Genomic DNA, 24,144 nt, shown 5'->3' with positions numbered 1-24,144 from the left:
ATGATCAAAGATAAAGCAGAGAGAATGTGAGAATGATCGTCAAATTCTCTCCCTAAGAGCAGTATAGGAGGTTAGAATCGCTACTTATCAAAGAGCTTTTCATCTTCTCTTTGCAAACAATCCCAAAAACGAAAAACAGAATGGATAGGAACAATGGCGAGTCTGCATGATGTCGCCCGTCTGGCTGGCGTATCAAAATCAACAGTGTCACGGGTTATAAACGATGAGTATGGCGTAAAAGAAGCGACAAAACAGAAGGTCCGCCAAGCAGTAGCGGAGTGTGGCTATGTGCCGAACCAAGTCGCTAAAGATCTAAAATCTCAAAAGACCAATCTGGTTGGTGTCATTGTTCCTCGGGTTTCCTCTCATGCCACATCCCAAGGTGTCGATGGATTAACCGATGTCCTTGAAAAAGCCGGGAAACATGTCTTACTTGCTAGCACTCACCAAGCCCACGAAAAAGAACTGGAGTACATTCAGATCTTTAACCAAAAACGGGTTGAAGGGATCATTCTTTACGCCACCCACCTCGATTCCAAACTGGTAAAAGCAATTCAAAACTCAGCCGTTCCAGTTGTGCTCGTCGGTCAAGATGGTTCCATGTTTAATATTCCAAGCATCATTCATGATGACGCACGAGTAGGGTTTGAAGCGGGAAATAGACTGGTTGCAAAAGGTTGCCAAACTATGGGTTTTATTGGTGTGCAAGGTGACGATATCGCGGTAGATAAGCAACGCTCTGAAGGATTTGTTCAAGCGCTGCAACACCATGGTTTTGAGATCGCCTTCCATGCTCGTGGTGACTTTACAATCGATTCTGGCTATTCATTGGCAAAACAACACTTAACAAAGAACCCTAAGCTAGATGGCTTGTTCTGTGCGACAGACCGTATTGCTATCGGTGCGATGAGAGCGATTCAAGAGCTCGGGTTAACACCGGGTAAAGACGTTTTAGTGTTAGGAGTTGGTGATGATGAGCTCGCATCAGTGTGCACCCCAACCTTATCAACGTTTAACTATGCATTTGATAAAGCAGGGGAAAATGGTGCGAAACTGTTACTAGATAGAATTGCCAACAAAAGTTTTGAAATGAGTAAGATGGTACTAACCTTCAAAACAATTGAGCGTCAGTCCTGTTAATGAAAAAGCGCCAACTGATTTCAGTTGGCGCTTTTCTTATTACTCTTTGTCGGTTAGATCCCTTTAGAACCAAGTTTCCATTTGCAGTGCAAACAGAACTTCACCACCATCACCCATCGTTGCAGCGCCCGCATCCTGGCTAATCGAGTAGCCATTTAAGTCTTCGCTCCAATCAACGTAGCTAACAGCAAAACGTAGCTCCGGACGGTCAAAGAAACCTGCTGCGGTAGACATCTTAAGCGTTGGTGCAATTGTCGCTTTGTAAAAACTGCCACTTGCTTTATCAATCGCATTGTCTAGGTCCATGTATTGGTATGAGCCTTCATAAACCATCTCAAAGTTCTGCGTAAACTCTTGCGCTAAGCGGATGTTGAACGATGCCCACGTAAATTCATCATTTTTAGCAAAGCGATCTTGGCTGTGTTCTGCTAGCAACGCAGGTGCTACACGCCAGTTGTCGCTGATGCGTGTTACACCATAGCTAAACAAGCGTACGGCTTTTGCGTCTTCTAACAAATCTCCGTTTGAACCGATGCCTTTAAGTTCCGCACCCAATCCATCACCCATCAAAATACCGGTTTTAGAGAAGCCTTCACTCATGCCAAAGAAGTTATCGCCATGGTAGGCAAACATCGCATGTAAACCTTTGTCCGCTGCTCCTTCTACGCGATCATTGTTATCAGCTGACGTCATGCCGCTCAGCATCAATTGCCAATTACCGAAGCGGTTGTTCATTGTCGCGATATAGTTTTCAACATCCGTTGACGAGCTATCAATCTCACCAAAATCACGACCATAGATCGAGAAGTTTGCTTTCCATGATTCGCTCATTTGGACGTCATACACACCAGCACCAGTGCCAGATAAGAAAACAATATCCGAGTCAAAGAAGTGAATGTCAAAGTTATCACGGTCAAATCGTTTACCAGCCCAAAACGTCGCGTCAGCAGACGCACTTGATTCAGAGAACATGCTCAACTTGTTTAGCTCAGCATATACCTGACGAACGTTTAATTGACTCTCACTCGCTGTCCATTCGTTATTGGTTTCCGTACTATCTGCCAACATGATTCGGAACAATGCGCTGGAACCATCATCTGCAAAGCGTTTGTGAATAAGGTTTGCTTCCACATAATGATCATCCTCTACCCCTAATCGCCCAACTGGAGCGCCAATAGCACCAGCTGCCGTCATGTAAGGACCAGTGCCCACTGCACCATTCAGATCGTCATTAATCAGTAGCCCGGAACGAGCGTAGCCATGAAACTCAAAGCTTGAGGCTTTCTCATTTGCTTCTGTGGATGCTTTTTCTGTCTGCTCAAGTCTCTGTTCTAATTCATTAATTCGCTTTTCAAGAGCGTCAACATCTGTTGCTGCGAATACAGGTGCAGTAACCAGTCCAAGCGCTACTGCCATCGTCAAAGTGTGTAGTTTCATTTCCATAGTCTCACGTAAATTTATACTTAGGCATATTGCAAACGTTCCCAAGAAAAATCGCAAACTTATGGTGACTTTAAATGTCCATCTAAAGCCTGAATTTGAGAGCGCTCAGACTCAGAGCGTCTCTACTACTTGTATCAATGAGGGCGATAATATATAAACTTTTCGGGAACGTTACCGTTAAAAGGCCATTTTGTTACTTCTATCACGTTCAATTGTGTTACTTACAGAAAAATCATTAACCAGCGCACATTTGAATAGTAATGAGAAAGAGGCATTGAAAGCCTTATTAACAGGTGGCATTGTGGCAAAGACGTTGGCTCAACGTCTTTTATAGATTGTCTTGTGGTTAGAGCGCACAAAAACTTCATAGAATCAGTGAGAGAATTTGGCTCCATGCATTTTAATATCTACAAAACTCATTTTTTGAACATAAATGAGTTTTGTAAAATCTAATAATCTTGCTCATGGTCACTTCGGCTTCGAAAAGCCACTCATTACCAAAAAGTAATCAAGCTAATGCATCTCAACGTTATTCTCTTCGACTAGTAAGTATTTAATTTGATGTTGAAAATCTGCCTCAATTATATCTTCTCGACCTTTGGACATAACGGTGTCGTAAACCATGTTTACATATTCATACGACAGATATTTATCAAAAACATGAACTATATCGTCGTTAATTAAAATTTCACCGTAACAAGCTAAGTCTTCATCAAACGTATTTTGGTAACAAGATATTTTAGAACTATCCCATCCAGAGTAAAATTCGACACTCTTGACATCGTCATACATCGCAATTACTAACTTTTCGATTCCAAGCTGTCCTTCAGCCTCAAACCTCGACTCAAAGTTAACATAACCGATAGCAATACCTTCATTAGAAGCTGAGTAATCTTTATTAACTCCGTAGTGGACTTGATTTTCTCTAAGTTTAGCATTGCCAATAGCTTTCCAAGTTAGGCGGTTTCCGTCAATATTTTCACCAAATGTAAGCTCTTCTTTGACCTCAATAATTTGGTTCGCTAGTTGGTAAGTTAAAGGCAGGTCAAGATCCGGAACGTTAGTGGCAAGACTTAGACCTTTCCTGCTATGTTTTTCGTAAATTACCTGATGCTTTCTTGGCTCGGAGTGAGAGCTTACAACTATCCATCCGCTTTCTTCAGTAGATGGGTTAGTTGATTCGGAGTTACAACCCAAAATAAGAAGAGTTGACGCGCTAAACAGTACAGTTTTTAAGTACATAGTGAGTATTCAAAGTTAATTATTTCTTGGCATTATCATTTAAATTAATACCATGGGCAACAAAATCATACTTTAATACCTCAACAGCTATTCTATTTCGAAGTTAATATTTTTGATTAGCTACATATCTAGGTTAATAACAGAGAACGATGTAAAAGTGAATTATGTGTACTCACTCTATACTTAATCATACAAGTCCGGCAGTGAGAAACGAATAAAGTGAAAGTGTCAAAAGCCCGAATAACATTCCTCAAACAAAAAAGCCCTTTACATAAGTAAAAGGCATTTTTATTTTAGATTTTGATTAACGAGCTATAATACCAACCCACCGTCAATCTTGAGCACTTGGCCTGTGATGTAGGCGCTCTTGTCTGAGGTTAGGAAAGAGACGCCATTGGCAATATCTTGCACTGAGCCCATGCGCCCTAAAGGGGTTTTGCCTTCCATCATTTGAATGACTTTCTCTGGCAGGTTCTTGGTCATATCGGTGGCGATAAAGCCTGGCGCGACACAGTTGACGCGTATCTGTGCACCCTTTCTTGACAGCTCTTTCGCCCAGCCTTTGCTCATTGAGATGACGCCGCCTTTACTTGCGCCATAGTTGCTCTGGCCGATGTTACCATCCGTTCCCACTATAGAAGAAATGCTGACAATACTACCTGCACCCTGCTCTAGCATGACAGGAGCAACACGTTGGGTGAGTAAGAACACCGCTTTTAGGTTCACGTCGATCACGCTGTCCCAGTCTTGCTCTAACATGTCTGGCAACAATGCATCTCGAGTGATGCCCGCGTTGTTAACCAGAGCATCGATTCTTCCGTGCTGCTCTACAACACTTTCTACTACTTCACTGACGGCTTCGGCATCACACAAGTTGACTTGATAACTGCTTAGCTGCGCCGACTGACTCCATTCCACGGGAGATATGTCTAGCCCGATTACGTGGAATCCATCCTCCAGTAATTGCTCACAAATCGCTTGGCCAATACCACGAGCCGCACCAGTGACTACTGCTACTTTTTCCGGTTTCATCTTGGTCTTCCTTAAATGTTGAGATTACAAATTAGCTTGTATCCCTAGCGTTTTTTGTTTTTATGCCTAGTCGCGTTACAGCTGCGCTTCTCATACGCAGGGTCTTTTATATCTTATAAAAACTATAGAAACAGTCTGGGAGTCGGATGTGAACTAATCAAGGCAACTTGATGACTATGGCAAGAACAACGTAAGAAAGTGTGTTGGAAGGCGCAAAGTTACACGATTGGAGGGCTTGGATAGAAAAGTATTGGTCTGATTACTCAAATACTACGTCATCAGACCAATATTACTTGTCTCTTAATCTCTTACAAAAGCTGGTTTTGTTATTTTCACCAGAAAAGGCTGAAGCAAGAGATTAAACAACATGCCAGCAATAAACAGGGTGATCACAATACTCGCACCACTCGGTAAGTCATAGCGAGCCGATGCGGCAATACCCGATAAGATCCCAATTATACCAATGCTGATACTGGCGACAAAGAATCGAGTTCCCTTCAATGCTGCCGCACATAAAGCTGGAATCACCAACAAAGCAAATTCTAAATAAATGCCGGTTAACTTGACCGTAATGGGCATCAGAATAGCAAAGATCAGATAAAAACCACTACCGCGCATAAACGCAGGTTTTAACCAAACTAATAGCAACATCGCAGCGGTAATGAGTGCCAAAGGCCAGACGTCTGCCCAAGTCGCCCATAACAGTTGCCCATTAAGAATGCCTTGAATAAAGTCTCCGCCGTGTGGGTCTTTGCTCACCAGCAGGATTGCCAGCGATGCAGACACGACAAACAAGCTGCCAATCATGGGCTCTAAATGCTGCTGGTATCGTTTCTCCATTAAGGCGATCAAACCGCAAAGCATCAAAGACATCACCCAAGGGCCAATCATTTCGCCAAAGAATGAGCCTGAGAACAGCGCGTATTGGCTCAACCAGTAGTGGCTTAGTGCTGCCCCCAATGCCGCGACTTGCGCCACCGCCAAATCTATAAAGATGATCTGACGATTAAGAACTTGTTGCCCCAGAACGATGTTGCCAACTAACGCAATTACACCACACAAAACCGCAGGTAAAAGCCATGCATAATCAGCCATGGCTTAGATCTTCACAGGAACGGGCGGCACTAACACATCCAGTAAATCATCAATGACCTGATCGTACATCTCATCCAAGTTTTCACCCTCAGAAACGGTCAATGGCAGTTGAATCACAGGTTTGTCAGTATGATCTTGCAACCAGTTCGCTGGACGCTGATCCTGATGAGAGGAGTAAACAATCGCATCAAAACTGTCAGCATCTAACTTGGTAAGTGATTGCAGGTGAGATGTGGTCGGTGAAATGCCCGGTTTAGGTTCGAGATCGGCAATCTGCTTCATTCCGAGCCAATCGTACAAATAACGATACGTCGCGTGATAACCGACAACTTGCTTACCCTTTAAAGCAGCCCCTTTCTCATTCCATTCTTTAAGCTTTTTACGCCAATGAGCACGAAACTTCATACCATTCACTTGGTAACTTGGTGCGTTCTCGGGATCAATCGCTTTTAGGCGCTCTGTGACTTTACGAGATAATGGAATCATGTCATTTGCCGCAAATTGAACATGTGGGTTACCGTGAGCGTGTATATCTCCCATGCTACGGTCAACGTGAGCATGAGTATCTAACATGCGCACGAAGTCCGTCGCGTAGATCATGCTCGGCGCACCATTTTGCACCGCCGCATTGCTGCTACGAACTTGCAGCATAGGTAACCACCCCACCTCTAGCTCTGCGCCCGAACACATTGCCATGTCCGCTTGGCGCATCTTCGCAATCAAAGAAGGACGAGCTTGTACGTAATGTGGGTCTTGCTTAGCCGTTGTCGCTGAATAAATACTGGCATCTGGCGCGTGGCTTTCAAGAAAGGCTTTCCATTCTGGCTCACAAACGAAAATGTTTAGAGCCGAAGCAGGCGAAGCAATGATGGCAGCTCCTGCCGCCATCATCACCAAACTACATTTATTTAATGTCAGCTTAGAACGCATGAGCACCGTGCGCTCCAAATGTCATCACGTATTGCAGAGTGAACACGTTGTCTGTCTCACTGTCTTGGTTATCAATGCGAGTGTATTGCGCACGGATAGTACCGAAGTGAGAAGAATCCCATGCGATCATCGCATCCATTTCTTTATCATTCAGCTCAGTAAAATGCATGTGGTCGCCATGTGCATGACCATCGTAGCTTTCTGCTTCGCCGTAACGTAGACCTGCTGACCAGCTTGGGTTGAAGCGATAAACACCCGAAACATAGTAAGCGCTTAAGTTGTCTGGTGACTCTGCATCGTTTTTATATTTGCTATCTACCACACCGTCTAACAGCATGTATTCAGCCGATAGCGTGAAGTTGCTGTATTTGTAATTACCGTCTGGTGCCCATTTCCAAACAAAATCAGCACCGTAAAGGTTCGCACCTGTCACTGCTGCGCCATGATGGTGATCGTGCTCATGCTCTTCTTCATGACCGTGGTCGTGATCTTCGAATTCTTTAACCTTGCCGTTTTCGTTGCGCAGGTAACTTAAACCAAACTGCCAACTTGAAGATTCGGAGAAGTCACTACCAAGCTTCAGCGTCGTGGTGTACACGCCAACTTCAGAACTATCTTCGACAGAAGACATTTTGCTACCACTAAGCGCTTCTACACCAAGTTTTACATAAAGGTCGGTTGGCAACACGATGTTTGCACGTACACCATCATCGTAGTAGTGCGAGCCAAGGAAAGTACGATAAGCAATTGGACGCTCAACAAAGCTATCGGTGTGCATGTGTTGGTTGTTCAGGTAACCAAAGTCAGATAGGAATCGGCCAGCGCGCACGTTTACACCATATGGCAATGCCAAAGTTTCGATGAATGCCTCTTCAAGCTCTAATTCTGTATCATCACCATGACTTTCAAGAACCGCGGTCAATGCGCCGTAAAACTTGTCGTCGATATTTGATGAGAAGTTTAATTCCGTATGACCTAGACCAAAGCCTTCTTCGCGCTCAGAATTATGACGTTGGCCATCTTGGTAGTAGCCATCAACAACAACACCAATCTGTGGGTTCGATAGTGTGTCGGCAAAAACAGGGGATGCAAAAATGCTACCGATCACGAGAGACACCAATTTCTTATTCACTACTTTTTCCTTTTTGTTATGTTATAACATTTAATTTTGCGATGTTATAATATAACAATTCTCATTACACAAGCAGAAATTTAAATTAGGCTCCGATTTCATGTTCGTACTCAATCCATGAATTGGGCTATCAACAAATGAATCAATTGATGTTTTTTATACGTATACTAATGAGAATTAGTAATTAAATAAGTAACGGAATTTCAATATGTTGAATATGGATTTTTCAAAAAGAATCGTGATAGATACTGCTCAACAGGAATGGATCGCCAGCCCTTCCAAAGGTGTGTGGCGCAAACCTTTGGAACGAGAAGCCAAAGAATCAGGGCATACCACCAGCGTCGTTAAGTACGAGCCAAATTCGCAGTTTTCGACTCATCCTCACCCTCAAGGAGAAGAAATATTGGTGCTCGAGGGGGTATTCTCTGACGAATACGGTGACTACCCTGCCGGCACTTACCTTCGTAACCCTCCAGGAAGTCAACACGCACCATTTAGCAAAGAAGGCTGTGTGATTTTAGTTAAACTAAATCAGTTCGAATCTGAGGATCTTGAAACAGTTCGCATTAATACAAACCAAGCGAGCTGGCAGAGTGGTGTCGGTGGGTTGCAAGTCATGCCTCTGCATGATTTTGAGCATGAACATGTCGCATTGGTTAAATGGCCGAAAGGCGAGAAGTTTCAACCACACCGTCACTTTGGTGGTGAAGAAATTTTTGTGTTATCGGGGGAATTTAAAGACGAGCTAGGAACCTATCCTCCCTACTCTTGGATCCGAAGCCCACATATGAGCGAGCATTTTCCTTTTGTAGAGCAAGAAACGATCATTTGGGTAAAAACTGGTCACCTGCCGCTCCAAGCTCCTGCTCAGCACTCCTAATGTTTGCACACTTGGCATCGTCCATTGGAACTAAAATCGGCCCGCTATTTACGAGCCGATGATCATTTCGTCACTAAGAACCCATTATTCGCGAGTGGAGCCAGTCTTTGAGCTCAGCCCGGTTATGTTTTAATACGTTCATTTCGTGATCATCAATCGGGCTTCCTTGAAGTTCTAGTACGCGGATTTCCTTATCTAAAGCATTGTAGTTTTTAACGGTTTCAGCAAATGATGCATCGTTTTCGGTAAGCTGAGTAATGGTATCCAAATGTTCTGGGAATTCATGAGTTAATGAGTGATTTTCACCTAACATAGAGACCTCTTGGCTAGAGTTGTTGATGTATTTACCCGCTCATTTTTTGAGCGACACATTTCTAACCATAGCACTTCAAATAGCACAATATCGTCGATTTGAGCACACTTTTACTGAACTTCTTAGTCATGGTTTATCACTCTTTTAACCGCGCGACTCCGCTCGTTATTATTCTGTGTTTTATCAATAATCGACTACATTTAATACACTTCTCATAAAAAGGTACATCTAAATGAACAGCATGAAAATTGGCTTGATCAGTGCGTCAATAACAGTTGCGTTGATTGGCTGTAATTCAGACAGTGACTCTGTCAGCACAATGACTCCGGTTACCTTGTCTGTATCAGATGCCCCTATTGATGACGTATCAGAAGTGGTTATCGCATACAACAAAGTGGCATTTCTCCCTTTGGATGGTGGTACACCACAAGTTTTCGATGTGTATAAAACCGACGAAGACGGAAATTTCGTTGACGAAAATGGTAATCCTCTGCTCGATAATGAAGATCCAATACCATTAAGCGTTAACTTACTCGACTTCCAGGGCAGTGACGCTCAAGAGTTAGTGGACGACGAGCTGATACCCACTGGCAATTACAAACTCTGCGTGTTTGCGAATGATGGCGATCATCCGGATTATCCATCCTATGTTGTTGATGAAGCGACCGGCAATCAAATACCACTGACCGTAAAAGGTAATGGGGCTTGTCCGCAGGGGGTCGGAAAAGATCCGAGTTCTGGGGTACTGTTCTTTAATAATACCTTCGCAGTCAACCCTGACAACAACGAATTTGTGGTGGAGTTTGACCTGCGCCGTGGCTTAAAAGACGGAACAGGCCAAAACGAAGGCTACAGCATTCAACGCACCTCCGTCACTTTAATTAACACGGTTACAACGGGTGAAATTCAGGGAGATATCGCAACATTAACCTACCAAAACTGCGAAACGGATACCCCAAGCGCAAATGGGTATGCACACGCGGTCTACCTATATGAAGGAAATATCGCCGAAGAGAACATGGGGCCATTTGCAGGCGCAGAAGGCCAAATAATGCCAATCGCAGCGGCGAACGTAGTGGAAGACATTGATGAAGCAAATTACGAATATGAATTTGGCTTTGTAGAGCCCGGTACGTACTCCGTCGGCTATACCTGTACCGCAAATGACGATTCTGTAGATGGTATTGTTGCAGGTGAAACCTTTAGCATTTATCAATCTACCAGCGGAATTAGCGTCTTTGTTGGTACCGATACAAACGCAAACTTTTAATCTCTCTAACACTGCAGACCCTGCATGGGTCTGCTTTTTTTGCTATTCCAACTGAGCACGGATTATGGTCTTTGTGACTTTTAAACCTCTTCCCAATAAGGTGGCGTGCCATAGTATTCAGCAAAGTAATCAATAAAGGCACGCACCTTAGGCGCAATTAAACGAGAGCTTGGGTACACAGCCCAAATCCCAGCATCCATCGCTAAAGGGTGATCTTCGAGTACTTCCACTAGCTGACCACTTTGTAATTCTTGATAAACACTCCAAACCGAGTTGATAGAAATACCTAACCCGTTTACCGTCGCGTCTCTCATCGCATCACCATTATCGGTTTTAAAACGACCAGAAGTTCTTACATTGAACATTCCATCTTTTGTATTGAATGACCAATTATTCATTCCAACTAAGTTAATACATTCATGATTCGTCAAGTCTTGGGGCTTGTTAGGTCTCCCAAATTGTTCAATATAATCTGGTGATGCAACGATAATACGACGATCTGGCGCAAGCTTTCTTGCGACCAATGAAGAATCTTTCAACTCAGCGACACGAATGGCGACATCAAAACCTCCCTCAACCAGATCAATAATGGAATCAGAAAATCGGCAGTCCACGGTTAACCCTGGGTAACGCGCCATAAAACCTTTTAATGCGGGCACAATATGCAAGCGACCAAAAGTTGCAGAGGCGGTTATACGTAATACTCCTGTTGGCGCACTCTGCCCTGATCCAACAGCTCCCCTTGCTGCCTCCACTGTTGCAAGGACCTCCTCCGCGTGAGGTAAAAAAGCCTGCCCCTCTTCAGTTAAGGAAACTTTGCGTGTGGTGCGATGAACTAAACGAACTCCTAAGCTATCCTCAAGTTTGTTGATGTGCGCACTAGCGACAGCAGGAGAAAGTCCAAGCTCCTGACCAGCCATGCTGATGTTGTGTGTCGAAGCCAAACGGACAAATAGCTTTACATGATCGATGTTCATTTAATTTTCAATTATTTGTAAAAAATCATCATATAGAGCTTAGCATTTTATTCCTTACGGATAGTAAATAAATACTCCAGTTAGAAAAAGCTGATGGGCAGATAGAAGTCCAGCTCAAACGCCTCATCATGGCTAAGGAAATGGTTTTTATGATAGTGAACATAAGCGGGAGTAGAACGCTGCTTAAAGCCTGAATTCGGCAACCACTTCTCTAACACCATACTCAATTGAGGAAGAAGCTCTCCATATACCCCTGTTAAGCGAAAAACAGCATGCAAACCACCCGGAATCGTCATTTGATTCACGACACCGCGTACTTTAAGCGGCTTATCAATCGCCATACAAGCCACATAGCGACACTTATCGAGCTCGACCCAAGCGGGGTTGGAGTGATGCAAACCGTATTGAACCGAAAAGTCCCGATTCTCAGAGCTTGCCCACGCCTTCAAAATCAGCCACGCATTGCGAATGGAACGGCTATAACCCTCATGCCGCACATAAGCCGCAAAGCGTTGTGGAACCTCCATAATTTTAGGTTCTGGCAACTCGCGTTTAGCAACCCGATGATAACCCGCAGCCACTTCCGGATCTTTTAGATACGGCTTTTCTGCGACTTGTAAATCATGCTTTCGCCACGCGCCAGGAGACATAGCGAACGTTGCTTTAAACGCTCGGCTAAAAGAAGATACCGAGCTAAAGCCGCACTTGTTAGCAATGTCTAACACCGACGAGCTGGTATCAAACATCAGTTGATTGGCGGCGTATTCCATTCTTGTGCGACGGATATATTGATGGACAGACTCCCCTACCACATCTTTAAAAATACGATGGAAGTGCTGTTCAGAATAGGCTGCTACATCTGCTAGCTCTTTAGCCGATAAATCTCTGCTAATGTCCTGGTGAATGTAAAACAGCACGTCATTGATTCTGGAAACTTGTTGATGGCTCACGGAGTAAACTTTCGCTTAAATAGCATAAATGGACATGTTTAACAGCATAAATGGACACACCAAGCTTGGCAATTTACCTATACTATTTCTGACATAAAAAAGACAATTACGAGAAGCACAGCACATGGAAATCGCACAGTCATTACAACAAACTAAGTCATCCTACATCCGAGAAATCCTCGCAGCAGCGAGCGATAAGAACGTCATTTCTCTTGCAGGTGGCTTGCCGGACGAAAAAACCTTCCCGATCGACTTAATGAAACCGACGCTCGAAAACCTCGCTAATATGCCAGAGGTGTTTCAATACGGCGCAACAGCAGGCTACGCCCCGCTACTTAACTTTTTGACCGATTATTACCAGCTGCCGGAATCTCATTTGGCTATGATCACAACGGGCTCTCAGCAAGGGCTAGATTTGATTGCGCGTGCGTACGTAAATCCGGGCGATAAAGTGGTGATGGAAGCACCGAGCTACCTTGGTGCTATGCAAGTACTCGGTCTAGTGCAAGCCAACATCGTGACCGTTTCACAAACCGAGTGTGGCCCAAACCTTGAAGAACTCGAACAATGCTTTGCCACGCAGCAACCAAAAATGTTCTACGCCGTACCCGATTTTCACAACCCAACGGGCGTATGCTGGGCGCTAGAGACTCGCCAAAAAGTTGCCGAGCTTTGTATCCAATACGACGTTGCATTCATTGAAGACGCACCATACCGTGAGCTGCGTTTTTCTGGTGAAGCACTGCCGCTAGTTTCGGATTTCTGCCCGCAGCACTCCATCGTATTGCGCTCTTTCTCCAAAATAGCTTCACCAGGCTTGCGTATTGGTGTAGTTACGGGCAAGAGTAGCTACCTTGAGCCACTCATCAAAATTAAACAAGGTGCCGATCTGCACTCTAGTATTCCTATGCAAGCTTTGCTGCATGGTCTACTGCAACATGACAACTTCGAAACGCACATTTCAACCATCTGTGCGCTTTACAAATCACGTTACGATGTCATGTTTGCTGAACTGCAAAAACAGCTGCCAGAAAGTTGCGTACTCAAACCCGTCGATGGTGGTATGTTCGTTTGGGTCGAAATTCCAGAATGTGACACCTTCGAACTGGCGAAAAACCTTCTCGCAAACTGGGTTGCTGTAGTGCCGAGCCCGGTCTTTTATCCAGAAGGTTCAAAGGTAAAAGCCGCTCTGCGTCTTAACTTTACCAATGCTACACCAGAAGAACTGACGACAGCTGTCTCTCGACTCGCGGATGTCCTCAACACGTTGTAATTGAGCGCGAGTGTAAGAACCTGCCTTTGAGATTCGAAAAAGTCTCAAAGGCAGCATCAAAAAAGTTCCCCAAAAAATTTATATTTTTCCTTCAAATCAACTCTCTACAGTAAGTGCCTGTTTTCTCTTGAACCTCTCACTCATATAAAAATGAGAACTCAATCACGTATTTGATGGTTAGAAAAGTTACGTCTATCTTTCAGTCAAAGACATCAACTTCGCAGCGTTAATGCTCTCAATTTCAGACACTTTATCAATCGTGGCTTAGCGGTTGATAAACGACTAAAAAAGCATCTGTGGGCATACCCACTACGAAGGGTTGACCAGAACCATTCTGAATGTCGCGAGCCAATCTTTTGATTGGCAATTACGTCAGTGAATCGCACCAAATGACAGAGGGGGTTATCAGGATGAATACTCAAACCACGACAGGACTCGTCACCATCGGCTGGTCCGTTACACTTTCACTTTTTACCGCATTCGCCGTGTATGCCAATACGTCGCCAAACTGTAGTGACGTATTAGCGGGCAACACAACCGCCGCATCGCAAAAAATGATGGTTTTATTGGGCGAAGACATCACCAAATCCAACCGTATAACTACGGTGATTCCAGCCGAAAACAATCCATTTGTGACCGAAGAACTGGTTTCGGTTTCTAACGACGTATCGCCAAACGGTCGTCTTTCACAAAAGAGTTTGGACGAGATTCGGAAAGTCCGCTCAAATCTAGAGAAAGCAGCACAGGAAGTAAGCCGATTACAGGGCACTTTTGAAGTGGCTTTCATCAGTTTGATTGATGGTTACTGCCAATTTTCTAATCATAAACGTACTCAACATGCCAAAATCGACTTTGACCATTTGGAAGGCCTCACTTTGTATTCAATCCCCGCTTTAATAGCAATGGTCGATCAGTCGTACTCCATGGCAAAGAATCGAATCGCTAATGAGCAGAAACAGTTAAGCAACATTGAAAAAGAGAAACAGCGGCAGAAACAACAAGCAACCGCGGCAGCAGCCGCTCGTTACCAAGACGGTAACGTACTCGTAAGAGTCGAGAACTTTGATGGCGCTAATGTGACATTTTCCGTTACTAACATTGGATCACAAGGATCATTACAACCAAATTTCAACACGTTTAATGCCTATCGCACAGAAAGTGGAGAATTAATCTACAAGTCAGAATCTTTACTACACCTGGCGGATACTGCAGGTAACACACTTGAAACAATGGGTATCGCTGAGCTCTCATCACAAGGTGGAAGTGACATATCGATCTCTCCTGGAGAAACCCGAAAATTCGTTACTAGCATTGCTTCAGAAGTCGCGCCACATACACAGTTGAGCTTAGAGTTTCCAGCCAAAGTACTTAATACCGAGCGAGACTTTACGTTGTCGTTTTCTGATACATCAGCGGTGGCGACAGCAAACGTCAATTAACGCAAAGTCTCCAGTATTTGTAGAGCGCATCAAAGACAGGCGAGCAGCGCCTGTCTTTCAATTATGATCAAGCCAATAGCTACTGTTTGCACTTGTAAGCATTTGCAAACATCGTCACTGACGTAGAAAAGCTCAACGGTTGATATAAGTACAAGGTATCTGCGCCTAAATCTGCCGCCTTGAGGCGCATTTGGTTTAACGTACCCCAAACCATGTCTTTATCGGCGTGAAGCCAATAGTCGTAAAAGTGTCCTTCTGAGCCGATCACGGTACCCATTAGCTCACAGTTTTCAATCGCATTCACATTGTCCCAAAGCACCTGTACTTGCTCAGATTCTTGAGTTGGGAACGTCACACATCCCGTTAATGATGCCGCTAACGCGAGAGTCATCACTCGCTTTTTCATACTTATATCGCCAAAAATTTTCATAGATGGCAGATTTTATGAATGGCTGATGTGATGACTAGCAAAAACTTTTTATCGCGTGTTCAAGCAAACTTAATGGACAACGGAAAAGACTCAAAAGGTGATCATGCAACTAGCGAGCAAAAACCTAATCACTCAAACCTAGCAATAAAGCTGTATCTGAGATACAACAGTAATGATTAAATAGCCGCGAGGGATAGAGTTTGGTTGCTAAAAATAAGCTAATTCGCTACACAGCTACGGAAGTCGCTGATGCATTTGACAAAGAAGATGAGCTCATTAAACAAGTTCAGTCCAACCAACTCTCGCAAGTGCTATTGCTTTGGCAAGTAAAAAGTCCAACGCTCGTGCTTCCCGCGGGTAAGAAATGGCCAGTGTCTAATGAGTTAGAACATGCGTTAAATACGTCTGGCTGGAAGCTCTTTTCTCGTAAAACCGGTGGTGCCCCAGTCCCTCAGGTGCCAGGTATTATCAATCTATCCCACATTTACCACTGGCCAGAAGGCGAGCCTTACAACATCAAAAAAGCGTATCTCGATTTATGTGCGATATTAACGGTTTTCTTTAAACAGCTCGGCGTGAAAGTGGATGTTCATGCTACGCCTTATTCCTACTGCGATGGCGAGTACAACCTCAACATTGGCGGGCAAAAAGTCGTGGGAACCGCGCAGCGTGTTTTACTTAAAAAAGGCGGCGGACAAGTGGTATTGTCACAAGCATGCATTCTGATTGATGCCGACGTCGAGAAGATTGTCGAACCAGTACGAATGTGTAATCAGTTTTGCGGTCACAGCGATGATATTCGTGGTGATGTCCACACACCGCTCTTCCATCATATATCCGGCCGTCCGTCGGTAGATTCACTCTTTCAGCAATTAACTAGCGCGTTTTTAATGCATGCAAAAGCGGAGTAATGAAAGGATCAAGCGTCCCCCTTGCTCCGAAAAGCATTCGATAAACTCAAACTGCATGCCGTGATAACGATGTAAGAATGGGCATCGCCAACGTAAAACCATTCAATCGATCGATCAAACCAGTTATCAGTTTTGCCTGCCAAAAATAAATGAGATCCAGTTCAAATATTTATCCATGACGGAATTAGTTGAAGCCTGCGCGCAAAAGCCTCAGAATGTCGCACTTTTCGCACCGATTTATTTTCGGCGCGTTGTTATCTAACTCTACAATTGAGAATCATACATATGGGTTTTACCTCGTTAGGTCTATCTGCTCCAATCCTTAAAGCTATTCAAGAGAAAGGCTACGACACCCCTTCGCTAATTCAGGCAAAAGCAATTCCTGCTATTTTGGAAGGGAAAGACGTAATGGCAGCAGCGCAGACTGGTACAGGTAAAACTGCAGGCTTTACGCTACCGATTCTTGAGCGTTTATCGAACGGCCCTCGCGTTCGTGCTAACCAAGTTCGTGCACTTATCCTGACGCCAACACGTGAGCTTGCGGCTCAGGTGCAAGAAAACGTGTTTATGTACAGCCGTCACCTTCCACTAAGCAGTGCAGTTGTTTTTGGTGGTGTGAAGATCAACCCGCAAATGCTGCGTCTTCGCAAAGGTGCGGATGTGTTGGTCGCGACACCAGGGCGCCTGATGGATTTGTACAACCAAAATGCGGTGAAGTTCGATCAACTGGAAGTGCTAGTGCTGGATGAAGCAGACCGTATGTTGGATATGGGCTTTATCCGTGACATTCGTAAGATCCTAGCTCTGCTACCAAAACAGCGTCAGAACCTACTTTTCTCGGCAACTTTCTCGGATGAAATCCGCGACCTTGCGAAAGGCTTGGTGAACAACCCGGTTGAGATTTCAGTGAACCCGGCGAACTCGACGGCGAGAACGGTTGAGCAAAGCATCTACCCTGCAGACGTGAAGAAAAAAGCACCGATGTTGGTTAAATTGATCAAAGACGGCGATTGGAAGCAAGTGCTGGTGTTTACGAAAACGAAACACGGCGCAAACCGTCTGGCGAAGTTCCTGATCGAACAAAATCTACCGGCTGCTGCCATCCACGGCAACAAGAGCCAAGGCGCGCGTACCAAAGCACTGGCGGATTTTAAATCGGGTGAAATTCGTGTATTGGTCGCGACGGACATTGCTGCGCGCGGTATCGATATTCCTCAATTACCACAAGTGGTGAACTTTGAGCTACCTAAAGTGGCAGAAGACTACGTTCACCGTATTGGTCGTACTGGCCGCGCGGGCGAAGTAGGTAAAGCGATTTCACTCGTGTGTGCACTAGAAGCATCTGAGTTGTTTGCGATTGAACGTTTGATTCAAGAAGTACTACCACGTAAAGAGCTGGAAGGTTTTGCGCCAACCAATGTGGTTCCTGAATCCAAACTGGATACGCGCCCAATCAAACCGAAAAAACCTAAGAAACCGAAAAAACCAAAAGCGCCAAATGCTGCGGGCGAAAACGCTCCGGCAACCGAAAAGAAAGCGGGCAATGGTGCAAACAAACCTAAACGTCGCTTCAACGGTGGTAACAACGGCAACAAAAACAGCACCAACCAAGGCGGTGCGGGCAAGCCTAAAGGCAACCGTGAAGGCCAAGGTCGTGCACACAGCAAACCAGATGACCGTAAACCTAACGGCAACAAGCCAAATGGCAATAAACCGAGTGGAAATAAACCAAACGGTAATAAGAGTGGCAACGCTGGTAAACCGTCTGGTAACCGCAAGCCAAACAATGCTAAACCTGCAGGAAACAAACCATCAGGTCAGCGTCGTAAGCCTCGTCCACAGGCCACAAACTAATCTGCAAACAGCCCGATAGAAAATACAACAAAGCCGCTGATAATCTCAGCGGCTTTGTCTTTCTTAGAACACAGTTTTTAGAACACAGCTTTGTTAAAACAGCCTACATTAAAGGTGTGATTCGAATATCTGCGATTTGCGCTTCGTTCTTTTCACCCTCAATACCACCAGCGTAGATGTAGGTTTCATTCGATTTGAGGTAACTCATATTGAAGTGGTCCTTCAGCGCGATCTGATAGGTTTTTCCCTGCTCCAACGCCACTTCAATTGGCGTTGAGTAACGCATACCTTGGTTTTCACCAATATGGCCCATCTGCAAGTAACCTTGACCAACCACTTTACCTGCATCATCCAGTACCTCTAACAATTTCACGGTGTTCGTGATGCCGGTATTAAGTTGTCCTAGGTTATTGTTGTACCAAGCATCGAACTGGTAAGTGCCCGTTACAGGAGCTGTAAACGACTCTGCACCTTTTACGATGCCACTGTCTTTGCTCACCGTAACCACTGAGACATTGTCTTTGAGTGGCTGATATTCGCCATCAAGTTTGATGCGGCTCTCTTCACCGACACAAACCGGTTGGCTTGGGTTAGAACGGAAGCCTTTATCGTTAATGCTTTCAGCCAAATAACAAGCAAAACCTGTTGGCGTATCGGAATAAGATTGAGCAATCACGTTCTTTTGAATCAGCTCGCCATTGCGATACAAGTTCACGTTGTACTTGCTCGTCACGTCAATCGAAACCGAATTATCAACGCTTTTTACCACCAATGTTGGCTCTTGCGGAGAATAAACGCGACTGTCTTCACTCACATACGGTTTCACCCCAGAAACTAAAGTAATGCTGCTATCTACATTCACAAACGCGCCCAGTGTCACGTGGAAATGCCCCTCTTCGTCCATCGTGACATTTTCAACTGGGTAGTAACCTGTTTCATCTTTGCTTACTTCAGGCAAGTCAATCGTTACCGAGTAGTTCTTTCCTTTGAAGGCAAAGTTTTCCAACGTGATTTGTTCAGACTGAGCCAACAAGTTATTGCGCACCCAACTTGTGATAAATGGCTTCACTTCCAAATTACCCGTTTCGGTATGGATGCCGAATAGGGTCTCTATCACCATGTTCAAGTAGCCACCCACAGACCAAAGCTGACGCTGAGAGTTAATAACTGGGCCATCCATGCTTGGATCTTCACCATGATCACTATGGATGATGAATGACTTACCAGAAAGCCACTCTAAGTTTTCCATGTTGGATAAATTAGTTGCCGTGCCACGAACCAACGATTGAATCGCATTGTTCGCCGCAGCCACGTTTTGTGTTTGATGCGCGGCGCGCAAGCTGTACGCGGTAACAAATGGCCAAATTGCGCGATTATGGTACACAGGCACGTCCGGTTGTTGAGGGAAGTAAACCGGCACGCCAAACTCACTGTGTGGGTAATTGGCCATGATTTGTTTCGCCTGCGCATCACTTGCCACGCCACTGATGATCGCCAACGCTTCGCCCAACATATCGTATTTGTCGACCGCGATGTCTTTGCCATTGTCAAACAAATAGCTTACGTACATACCGCGTTCGGCATTCCAAAACTGATCGTTGATAGCGGTTTTTAACTGCTCAGCCCACTCGGTGTATTTGACCGCGTTGGTTGAGTCGTACTTCTCTGCCAACTTAGCCGCGAGCTGAATCGCGCGATAGTGAACCACGTTTGTCGATAACGCTTTGCTGCTACCAATCGCATTGACATCGTTTGGCGTCCACGTTGAATACGTTTGCTCACGCCAATCGAGGAAGGATTGTTCACCAGTGTATAAACCGGATTTCGCATCAAAAGCCGCCAGGCGATCGGCTTCAAGTGTATTGCTGATAGCTTTATATGCGCGCTCAGCAAACTGGTTGTACTCTTCTCCATCCAATGCCGAAAGTAAGCGTTCTGCACCAAGCGCCCAAGTCGTGCGGTCGGTACTGATTGGCCAACTGCCGCCAGTGCCCGTGTCTTGCACAATCTGCTCGCCATCGTATTGCTGATCGGTCGTGTCGCGGAAAGCAGACAATTTGAAATTCAAACCATTTTGCACCCGAGTTGGATTCATCAATGCAAGCGAAAGGTCTGCTGCGTACGCCAAATCACGCGTCCACACGTAATGCCACTTCGCGCCCGTCTCAAAAACTTCCGCTTTGATTGGGTTGTTGTAGTTGTAATTGCCGTCTTTGATTTCAGAAACAGCAAGCTGGTCTAGCTCTTTCATCGTCAACGCAAACAACGCGTCAAACGCGACATCATCCGACACCACTCGCGGCCCTGCTTGCTCATTAATCACTAAGCCTTGGTCGAGCGCATCACGCAATTCTGTCGTCGTTGAAATACCAAATTCACGCAGTTCAGCTTTAGGATCTTTCACCGAGAAAATCACGGTATCACTCGAGTCATCGTAATTGGCGAACAGTTTCACTTCTCTGCTCTGATGCCCTTCATGCACCATTGCAGGGTCGAGAATCGCATCAGAGTAGTATTTTTCCGCTTCTTCTTGCGTTGCTTTCGTCACAGTCATTGTCGCGCGACTTTCATCGGCAAAGCTCACAGAAAACTTGTAATACCCTTTGTCTTCAAACGTGATCTCAGAGTTGCAATCATCGTTCATACACGCTTCATTCGTGTCCGGTTTTGGCAGGTACTCTTGAGCTTTATCGAACGCCGCGGGCTCCTCAAAATAGGTGTATTGGATCTGCCAACCCGGATCAGCAATCTTGAACTGATTGCTACCTCGAGCGACGCGCAGTACGGTTTCGTACTCGTTATTACCCAAATAGTTTAGCTTGGCATGCTCTGCCGTGCCCCAATCCCCATTTAAACCACGTAAATATAAGTCGGCTGAAATAATTGGTTTGTCGACCGGCACAGGCGCATCAGAGGAATCTGACCCACATCCAGCAAGACCAATACAAGACGCGACAGCAAGCGCAATAAAACTCGGTTTCATGTTCATCCCTTAGATTGTTGTTTTGGCGACAGTCTAAAGAACACCCTTTTGATGGGAAAATAGGAAGTCAGGAGCGAGCTATAGATAACATCTATACGTCAAACCCCAACAGTGATGTAGATCTATGAAATGCGCATAATTTCAATCAAATGAGATTACAGATTTGTGATTTATAAATGAAATTGTGCAAAATACCCCTCGTTCTTAGAGGGGAAAGAAAATGGACAAATCTCTGCAGCAATTTTTACTGGTTGCACGCTGCCAAAGCATCAGTGCTGCGGCAAGAATGGCAGGGTTAAGCCAGCCAACGGTAACAAGCAATTTAAAGAAGCTGGAAGAGAATCTCGGCGTGACGCTGTTTGAACGTCATCCTAATGGCATGGTGTTGACCGAATACGGACGCATCCTCTATCGCCATAGCAACGCGATGCAGCATGAATACAACCAAATGATGCAAAGCATTGATGAACGGAAACAGTACCAAGTCGGAAAAATTAAAATGGGTACTGGCGATGCGTGGTGGCCGCTGTTCGTCAAACAAGCACTCAATGACCATCTGACCAAGCAACCATCGGCATCTACGCACGTCGAATTTGGCAACCACTTAGGCTTGATGGATTCATTAATCAACGAACAGATTGAATTCTTCATCGGCCACGAGATTGTCGGCTTGTCGTCTAAATGCGATGTTACGTTTATTCCACTATTTCAAACGGTTGATGCCTATTTTGTTTCCCCAAACCACCCACTTCTAGGGAAAACCGTCACCGAAGATATGCTGCACGAATACCCAGCTCTTTCGGTCACTTATGATGCTAAGAAATTCGCTCACGTCATCGATAACCCAATCCCGAAGCAAAATGAACGCGAAAGGCAGCAACTGGATGACAGACCGACTTACGAAGTGGATTCTCTGCTCGCCAGTATTGATGTACTGAAAGAAAGCGTCGCGGTGATGTCTTATACCGGGCACCTCAAACCGTATTTGGAATCCTTTGGCTTACGATGCTTAACCATGGAAAACGAACCAAACCCTGGCACCGTCGGGATTTATCGCCACCGCCGAGAAACCTCTGAATCGCATCTAGATCTGATTGCTGGCATCACTCAGCGCGCTAAATTGCTCAACTAGAAAGTCCAAAAACAGGCGAACTCTTTTCGGTTGATATTGGCGGCTCTGATAAATGACATGCAGATCCGCTTCAGCGCCTTGCGAGAAGGCGCTGAAGTTTTTCATATACCCATCCAAAACCGTTACTAAACATTGTTGTTTGAGGTCTTGCTGAATATCTAAAATCGATTTCAACGCAATCCCCGCACCGTCCAACGCCCATTGTCGAATCACTTCACCATCATCAGAAAAGCGCTTTGGCGTGACCGTGATCGTTTGGTGAGACTCTTCATCTTTAAAGTGCCACGTTTTTAATTCTTCATTGCTGCGCACCATGGCTAAGCAGCGATGATCCGCGAGATCTTGTGGACAGTTTGGGACACCTTGCTTCGACAAATAATCAGGTGACGCGCACAGCACGCGTTGACTCGACGCCAGCCTGCGCGAAATGAGATTGCTGTCTGCTAACTCGCCGTAACGAATCACCAAATCGAGCCCCGATTCAGCCAAGTTCGATAAATTGTCATTAAGATAAAGATAAGGCGTCACATCCGGATATTGCTCAGAAAAAGCCGACACCATCGGCGAAATAATTTGTTTGCCAATATCTCGTGGAGCTGAAATTTTCAACGTTCCGCGCACTTCCGAAATACCCGTTTGCAGTAAGTTTTCCGTCTCTTTCACGCTATCAATGATGTTCAGACAAGCTTGATGGTACATTGCCCCTGCGTCCGTGAGTGATACGTGGCGTGTGCTTCGGTTGAGCAGCTTTACGCCATAGCGTTCTTCTATCGCTTGCAGCCTTGCCGTTACCGTCGCCGGAGACAAACCTAACTCCCTTCCCGCCGCTGCCAGACCTTGATGTTGAACGATGCTGACAAACAACGTCATATCCGAAAACTTATCCATCTTCGCGCCCTTATTATTTGGAAAAACTGAATAATCAATTCAGATATAACCCAATTATCAAATTAAGTCGAATCCATATACTGACCCTATCAACATTGTTTAGACCCAGAACGTTATGTGACAGGGCAAAGTTAAACGCCGTAACGCTGTTCAACGCACAACAACACGCCCTGCCCAGCCAAGAGATAGGAAACAAAAAATGAAACTGTACATTTATGAACATTGCCCCTTTAGCGCCCGCGTCCGTTTTGTTGCAGGCATGCTGAATATTCAACTCGACGTCATCAACATTGCTTATGACGACGAGAGCACCACCACAAACATCATCGGCGCAAAACAAGTTCCTCTTTTGATCAAAGACGATGGTGAAGCCATGGCGGAAAGCTTAGACATCATCAACTACTTCCTTGAATTGGCATCTTCCAATGAAAGCAGCCAACCCTCAGCACCGGTTTTAGACTGGCAAAAACAAGCGTTTTTACCGCTACAAAAAGTCGGATATCCGCGTTGGTCAAACATGACGTTACCGGAATTTGCAACAGAAACCGCTAAACAAGCATGGCGTGCAAAAAAAGAAACCGAAGCGTTAAATTTTGAAGCCTTGATTAACGATACACCAGCGATTGCGAAAGAAGTCGCCGCTTTGATAGAACAAACCAAACCCTTGCTCAACCTAAGTTCAGAAAAGCAAACGTCACTGGTTGATCAAGCCATTATGTTTTCCATTCTACGCGGCTTTTTCAGTGCGCCCGAAGTGCAATGGGATCCAGCCGTACTTCACTGGATGGCAACCGCTCGTAAAGCGACCAACGTGCCAGTACTTATCTAAG

Annotated in this window: 21 protein-coding genes; 9 read left to right on the top strand and 12 right to left on the bottom strand. The window is 45.1% G+C overall.

Features of this window, described 5'->3' with window-relative positions; all coding sequences use genetic code 11:
- The first annotated feature begins 153 nt into the window (after positions 1–153).
- On the top strand, positions 154–1,140 hold the full coding sequence (locus R7Z47_RS05230) for a LacI family DNA-binding transcriptional regulator (RefSeq protein ID WP_262606696.1): 987 nt from the start codon (positions 154–156) through the stop codon (positions 1,138–1,140).
- Between the two features lie 63 nt (positions 1,141–1,203).
- Here R7Z47_RS05230 and R7Z47_RS05225 read toward each other — a convergent pair whose 3' ends face one another.
- From R7Z47_RS05225 to R7Z47_RS05200, 6 genes are all read right to left on the bottom strand, one after another.
- Positions 1,204–2,577, bottom strand: coding sequence for a carbohydrate porin (locus R7Z47_RS05225; protein ID WP_262606734.1), 1,374 nt, complete (start codon positions 2,575–2,577; stop codon positions 1,204–1,206).
- 519 nt (positions 2,578–3,096) lie between these two features.
- Positions 3,097–3,825 (bottom strand): hypothetical protein, encoded by a 729-nt coding sequence (locus tag R7Z47_RS05220; protein WP_025767960.1) that lies wholly within the window; start codon positions 3,823–3,825, stop codon positions 3,097–3,099.
- A gap of 312 nt (positions 3,826–4,137) precedes the next feature.
- Positions 4,138–4,857, bottom strand: coding sequence for a 3-oxoacyl-ACP reductase FabG (gene fabG / locus R7Z47_RS05215; RefSeq protein WP_033906346.1), 720 nt, complete (start codon positions 4,855–4,857; stop codon positions 4,138–4,140).
- A gap of 300 nt (positions 4,858–5,157) precedes the next feature.
- Positions 5,158–5,952: a metal ABC transporter permease gene (locus tag R7Z47_RS05210; RefSeq protein WP_137282790.1), complete on the bottom strand. Its 795-nt coding sequence runs from the start codon at positions 5,950–5,952 to the stop codon at positions 5,158–5,160.
- A gap of 3 nt (positions 5,953–5,955) precedes the next feature.
- Positions 5,956–6,882 (bottom strand): metal ABC transporter solute-binding protein, Zn/Mn family, encoded by a 927-nt coding sequence (locus R7Z47_RS05205; RefSeq protein ID WP_262606697.1) that lies wholly within the window; start codon positions 6,880–6,882, stop codon positions 5,956–5,958.
- Positions 6,872–8,014 (bottom strand): hypothetical protein, encoded by a 1,143-nt coding sequence (locus R7Z47_RS05200; protein ID WP_258677753.1) that lies wholly within the window; start codon positions 8,012–8,014, stop codon positions 6,872–6,874. Before R7Z47_RS05200 ends, R7Z47_RS05205 begins: the two co-directional genes overlap by 11 nt.
- Before the next feature lie 208 nt (positions 8,015–8,222).
- Between R7Z47_RS05200 and R7Z47_RS05195 the strand changes: the two genes are divergently transcribed.
- Positions 8,223–8,894: a cupin domain-containing protein gene (locus R7Z47_RS05195; RefSeq protein ID WP_137282793.1), complete on the top strand. Its 672-nt coding sequence runs from the start codon at positions 8,223–8,225 to the stop codon at positions 8,892–8,894.
- A 73-nt stretch (positions 8,895–8,967) separates the two neighbouring features.
- Here the strand turns inward: R7Z47_RS05195 and R7Z47_RS05190 are convergent, their stop codons facing one another.
- Complete coding sequence (locus R7Z47_RS05190) at positions 8,968–9,207, bottom strand: YdcH family protein (RefSeq protein ID WP_005373737.1); 240 nt, start codon at positions 9,205–9,207, stop codon at positions 8,968–8,970.
- Between the two features lie 232 nt (positions 9,208–9,439).
- Here R7Z47_RS05190 and R7Z47_RS05185 point away from each other — a divergent pair, with 232 nt between their 5' ends.
- Complete coding sequence (locus R7Z47_RS05185; RefSeq protein WP_258677752.1) at positions 9,440–10,477, top strand: DUF4382 domain-containing protein; 1,038 nt, start codon at positions 9,440–9,442, stop codon at positions 10,475–10,477.
- An 80-nt stretch (positions 10,478–10,557) separates the two neighbouring features.
- Here R7Z47_RS05185 and R7Z47_RS05180 read toward each other — a convergent pair whose 3' ends face one another.
- Together R7Z47_RS05180 and R7Z47_RS05175 are read right to left on the bottom strand one after the other, a co-directional pair.
- Positions 10,558–11,454: a LysR family transcriptional regulator gene (locus R7Z47_RS05180; RefSeq protein ID WP_213867584.1), complete on the bottom strand. Its 897-nt coding sequence runs from the start codon at positions 11,452–11,454 to the stop codon at positions 10,558–10,560.
- 80 nt (positions 11,455–11,534) lie between these two features.
- Complete coding sequence (locus R7Z47_RS05175) at positions 11,535–12,404, bottom strand: GyrI-like domain-containing protein (protein ID WP_005387011.1); 870 nt, start codon at positions 12,402–12,404, stop codon at positions 11,535–11,537.
- 124 nt (positions 12,405–12,528) lie between these two features.
- On the opposite strand from R7Z47_RS05175, the gene R7Z47_RS05170 reads away from it, so the two are divergent.
- Both R7Z47_RS05170 and R7Z47_RS05165 read left to right on the top strand, forming a co-directional pair.
- Complete coding sequence (locus R7Z47_RS05170; RefSeq protein WP_213961041.1) at positions 12,529–13,677, top strand: PLP-dependent aminotransferase family protein; 1,149 nt, start codon at positions 12,529–12,531, stop codon at positions 13,675–13,677.
- Between the two features lie 410 nt (positions 13,678–14,087).
- Positions 14,088–15,116: a hypothetical protein gene (locus R7Z47_RS05165; RefSeq protein ID WP_213961040.1), complete on the top strand. Its 1,029-nt coding sequence runs from the start codon at positions 14,088–14,090 to the stop codon at positions 15,114–15,116.
- 79 nt (positions 15,117–15,195) lie between these two features.
- Here R7Z47_RS05165 and R7Z47_RS05160 read toward each other — a convergent pair whose 3' ends face one another.
- Complete coding sequence (locus R7Z47_RS05160) at positions 15,196–15,522, bottom strand: DUF4156 domain-containing protein (protein WP_031778841.1); 327 nt, start codon at positions 15,520–15,522, stop codon at positions 15,196–15,198.
- 224 nt (positions 15,523–15,746) lie between these two features.
- Here R7Z47_RS05160 and R7Z47_RS05155 point away from each other — a divergent pair, with 224 nt between their 5' ends.
- On the top strand, positions 15,747–16,457 hold the full coding sequence (locus R7Z47_RS05155) for a biotin/lipoate A/B protein ligase family protein (RefSeq protein ID WP_213961039.1): 711 nt from the start codon (positions 15,747–15,749) through the stop codon (positions 16,455–16,457).
- Positions 16,458–16,742: 285 nt separating this feature from the next.
- A complete protein-coding gene (locus R7Z47_RS05150; RefSeq protein WP_262606698.1) occupies positions 16,743–18,311 on the top strand; it encodes a DEAD/DEAH box helicase in 1,569 nt (522 codons plus the stop codon).
- A 103-nt stretch (positions 18,312–18,414) separates the two neighbouring features.
- Here R7Z47_RS05150 and R7Z47_RS05145 read toward each other — a convergent pair whose 3' ends face one another.
- The gene (locus tag R7Z47_RS05145; RefSeq protein WP_262606699.1) at positions 18,415–21,294 is read right to left on the bottom strand and encodes an amylo-alpha-1,6-glucosidase; all 2,880 of its coding nucleotides are present in this window, start codon (positions 21,292–21,294) and stop codon (positions 18,415–18,417) included.
- A gap of 220 nt (positions 21,295–21,514) precedes the next feature.
- On the opposite strand from R7Z47_RS05145, the gene R7Z47_RS05140 reads away from it, so the two are divergent.
- Positions 21,515–22,426 carry a LysR family transcriptional regulator gene (locus R7Z47_RS05140; RefSeq protein WP_054577728.1) on the top strand — a complete coding sequence of 304 codons (912 nt, stop codon included), beginning with the start codon at positions 21,515–21,517 and terminating at the stop codon, positions 22,424–22,426.
- Here R7Z47_RS05140 and R7Z47_RS05135 read toward each other — a convergent pair.
- Positions 22,379–23,314 carry a LysR family transcriptional regulator gene (locus R7Z47_RS05135; protein ID WP_262606700.1) on the bottom strand — a complete coding sequence of 312 codons (936 nt, stop codon included), beginning with the start codon at positions 23,312–23,314 and terminating at the stop codon, positions 22,379–22,381. The two genes, R7Z47_RS05140 and R7Z47_RS05135, sit on opposite strands and share 48 nt — an antisense overlap.
- 199 nt (positions 23,315–23,513) lie before the next feature.
- Between R7Z47_RS05135 and grxB the strand changes: the two genes are divergently transcribed.
- Positions 23,514–24,143 (top strand): glutaredoxin 2, encoded by a 630-nt coding sequence (gene grxB / locus R7Z47_RS05130; RefSeq protein WP_029825713.1) that lies wholly within the window; start codon positions 23,514–23,516, stop codon positions 24,141–24,143.
- Position 24,144: the final 1 nt, after the last annotated feature.

The organism is Vibrio sp. 1641, from assembly GCF_033339995.1.
Classification (GTDB): Bacteria; Pseudomonadota; Gammaproteobacteria; order Enterobacterales; family Vibrionaceae; genus Vibrio; species Vibrio alginolyticus.
Note: the sequence above shows the minus strand (reverse complement) of the source record. Positions and strands in the feature narration are given on the sequence as shown.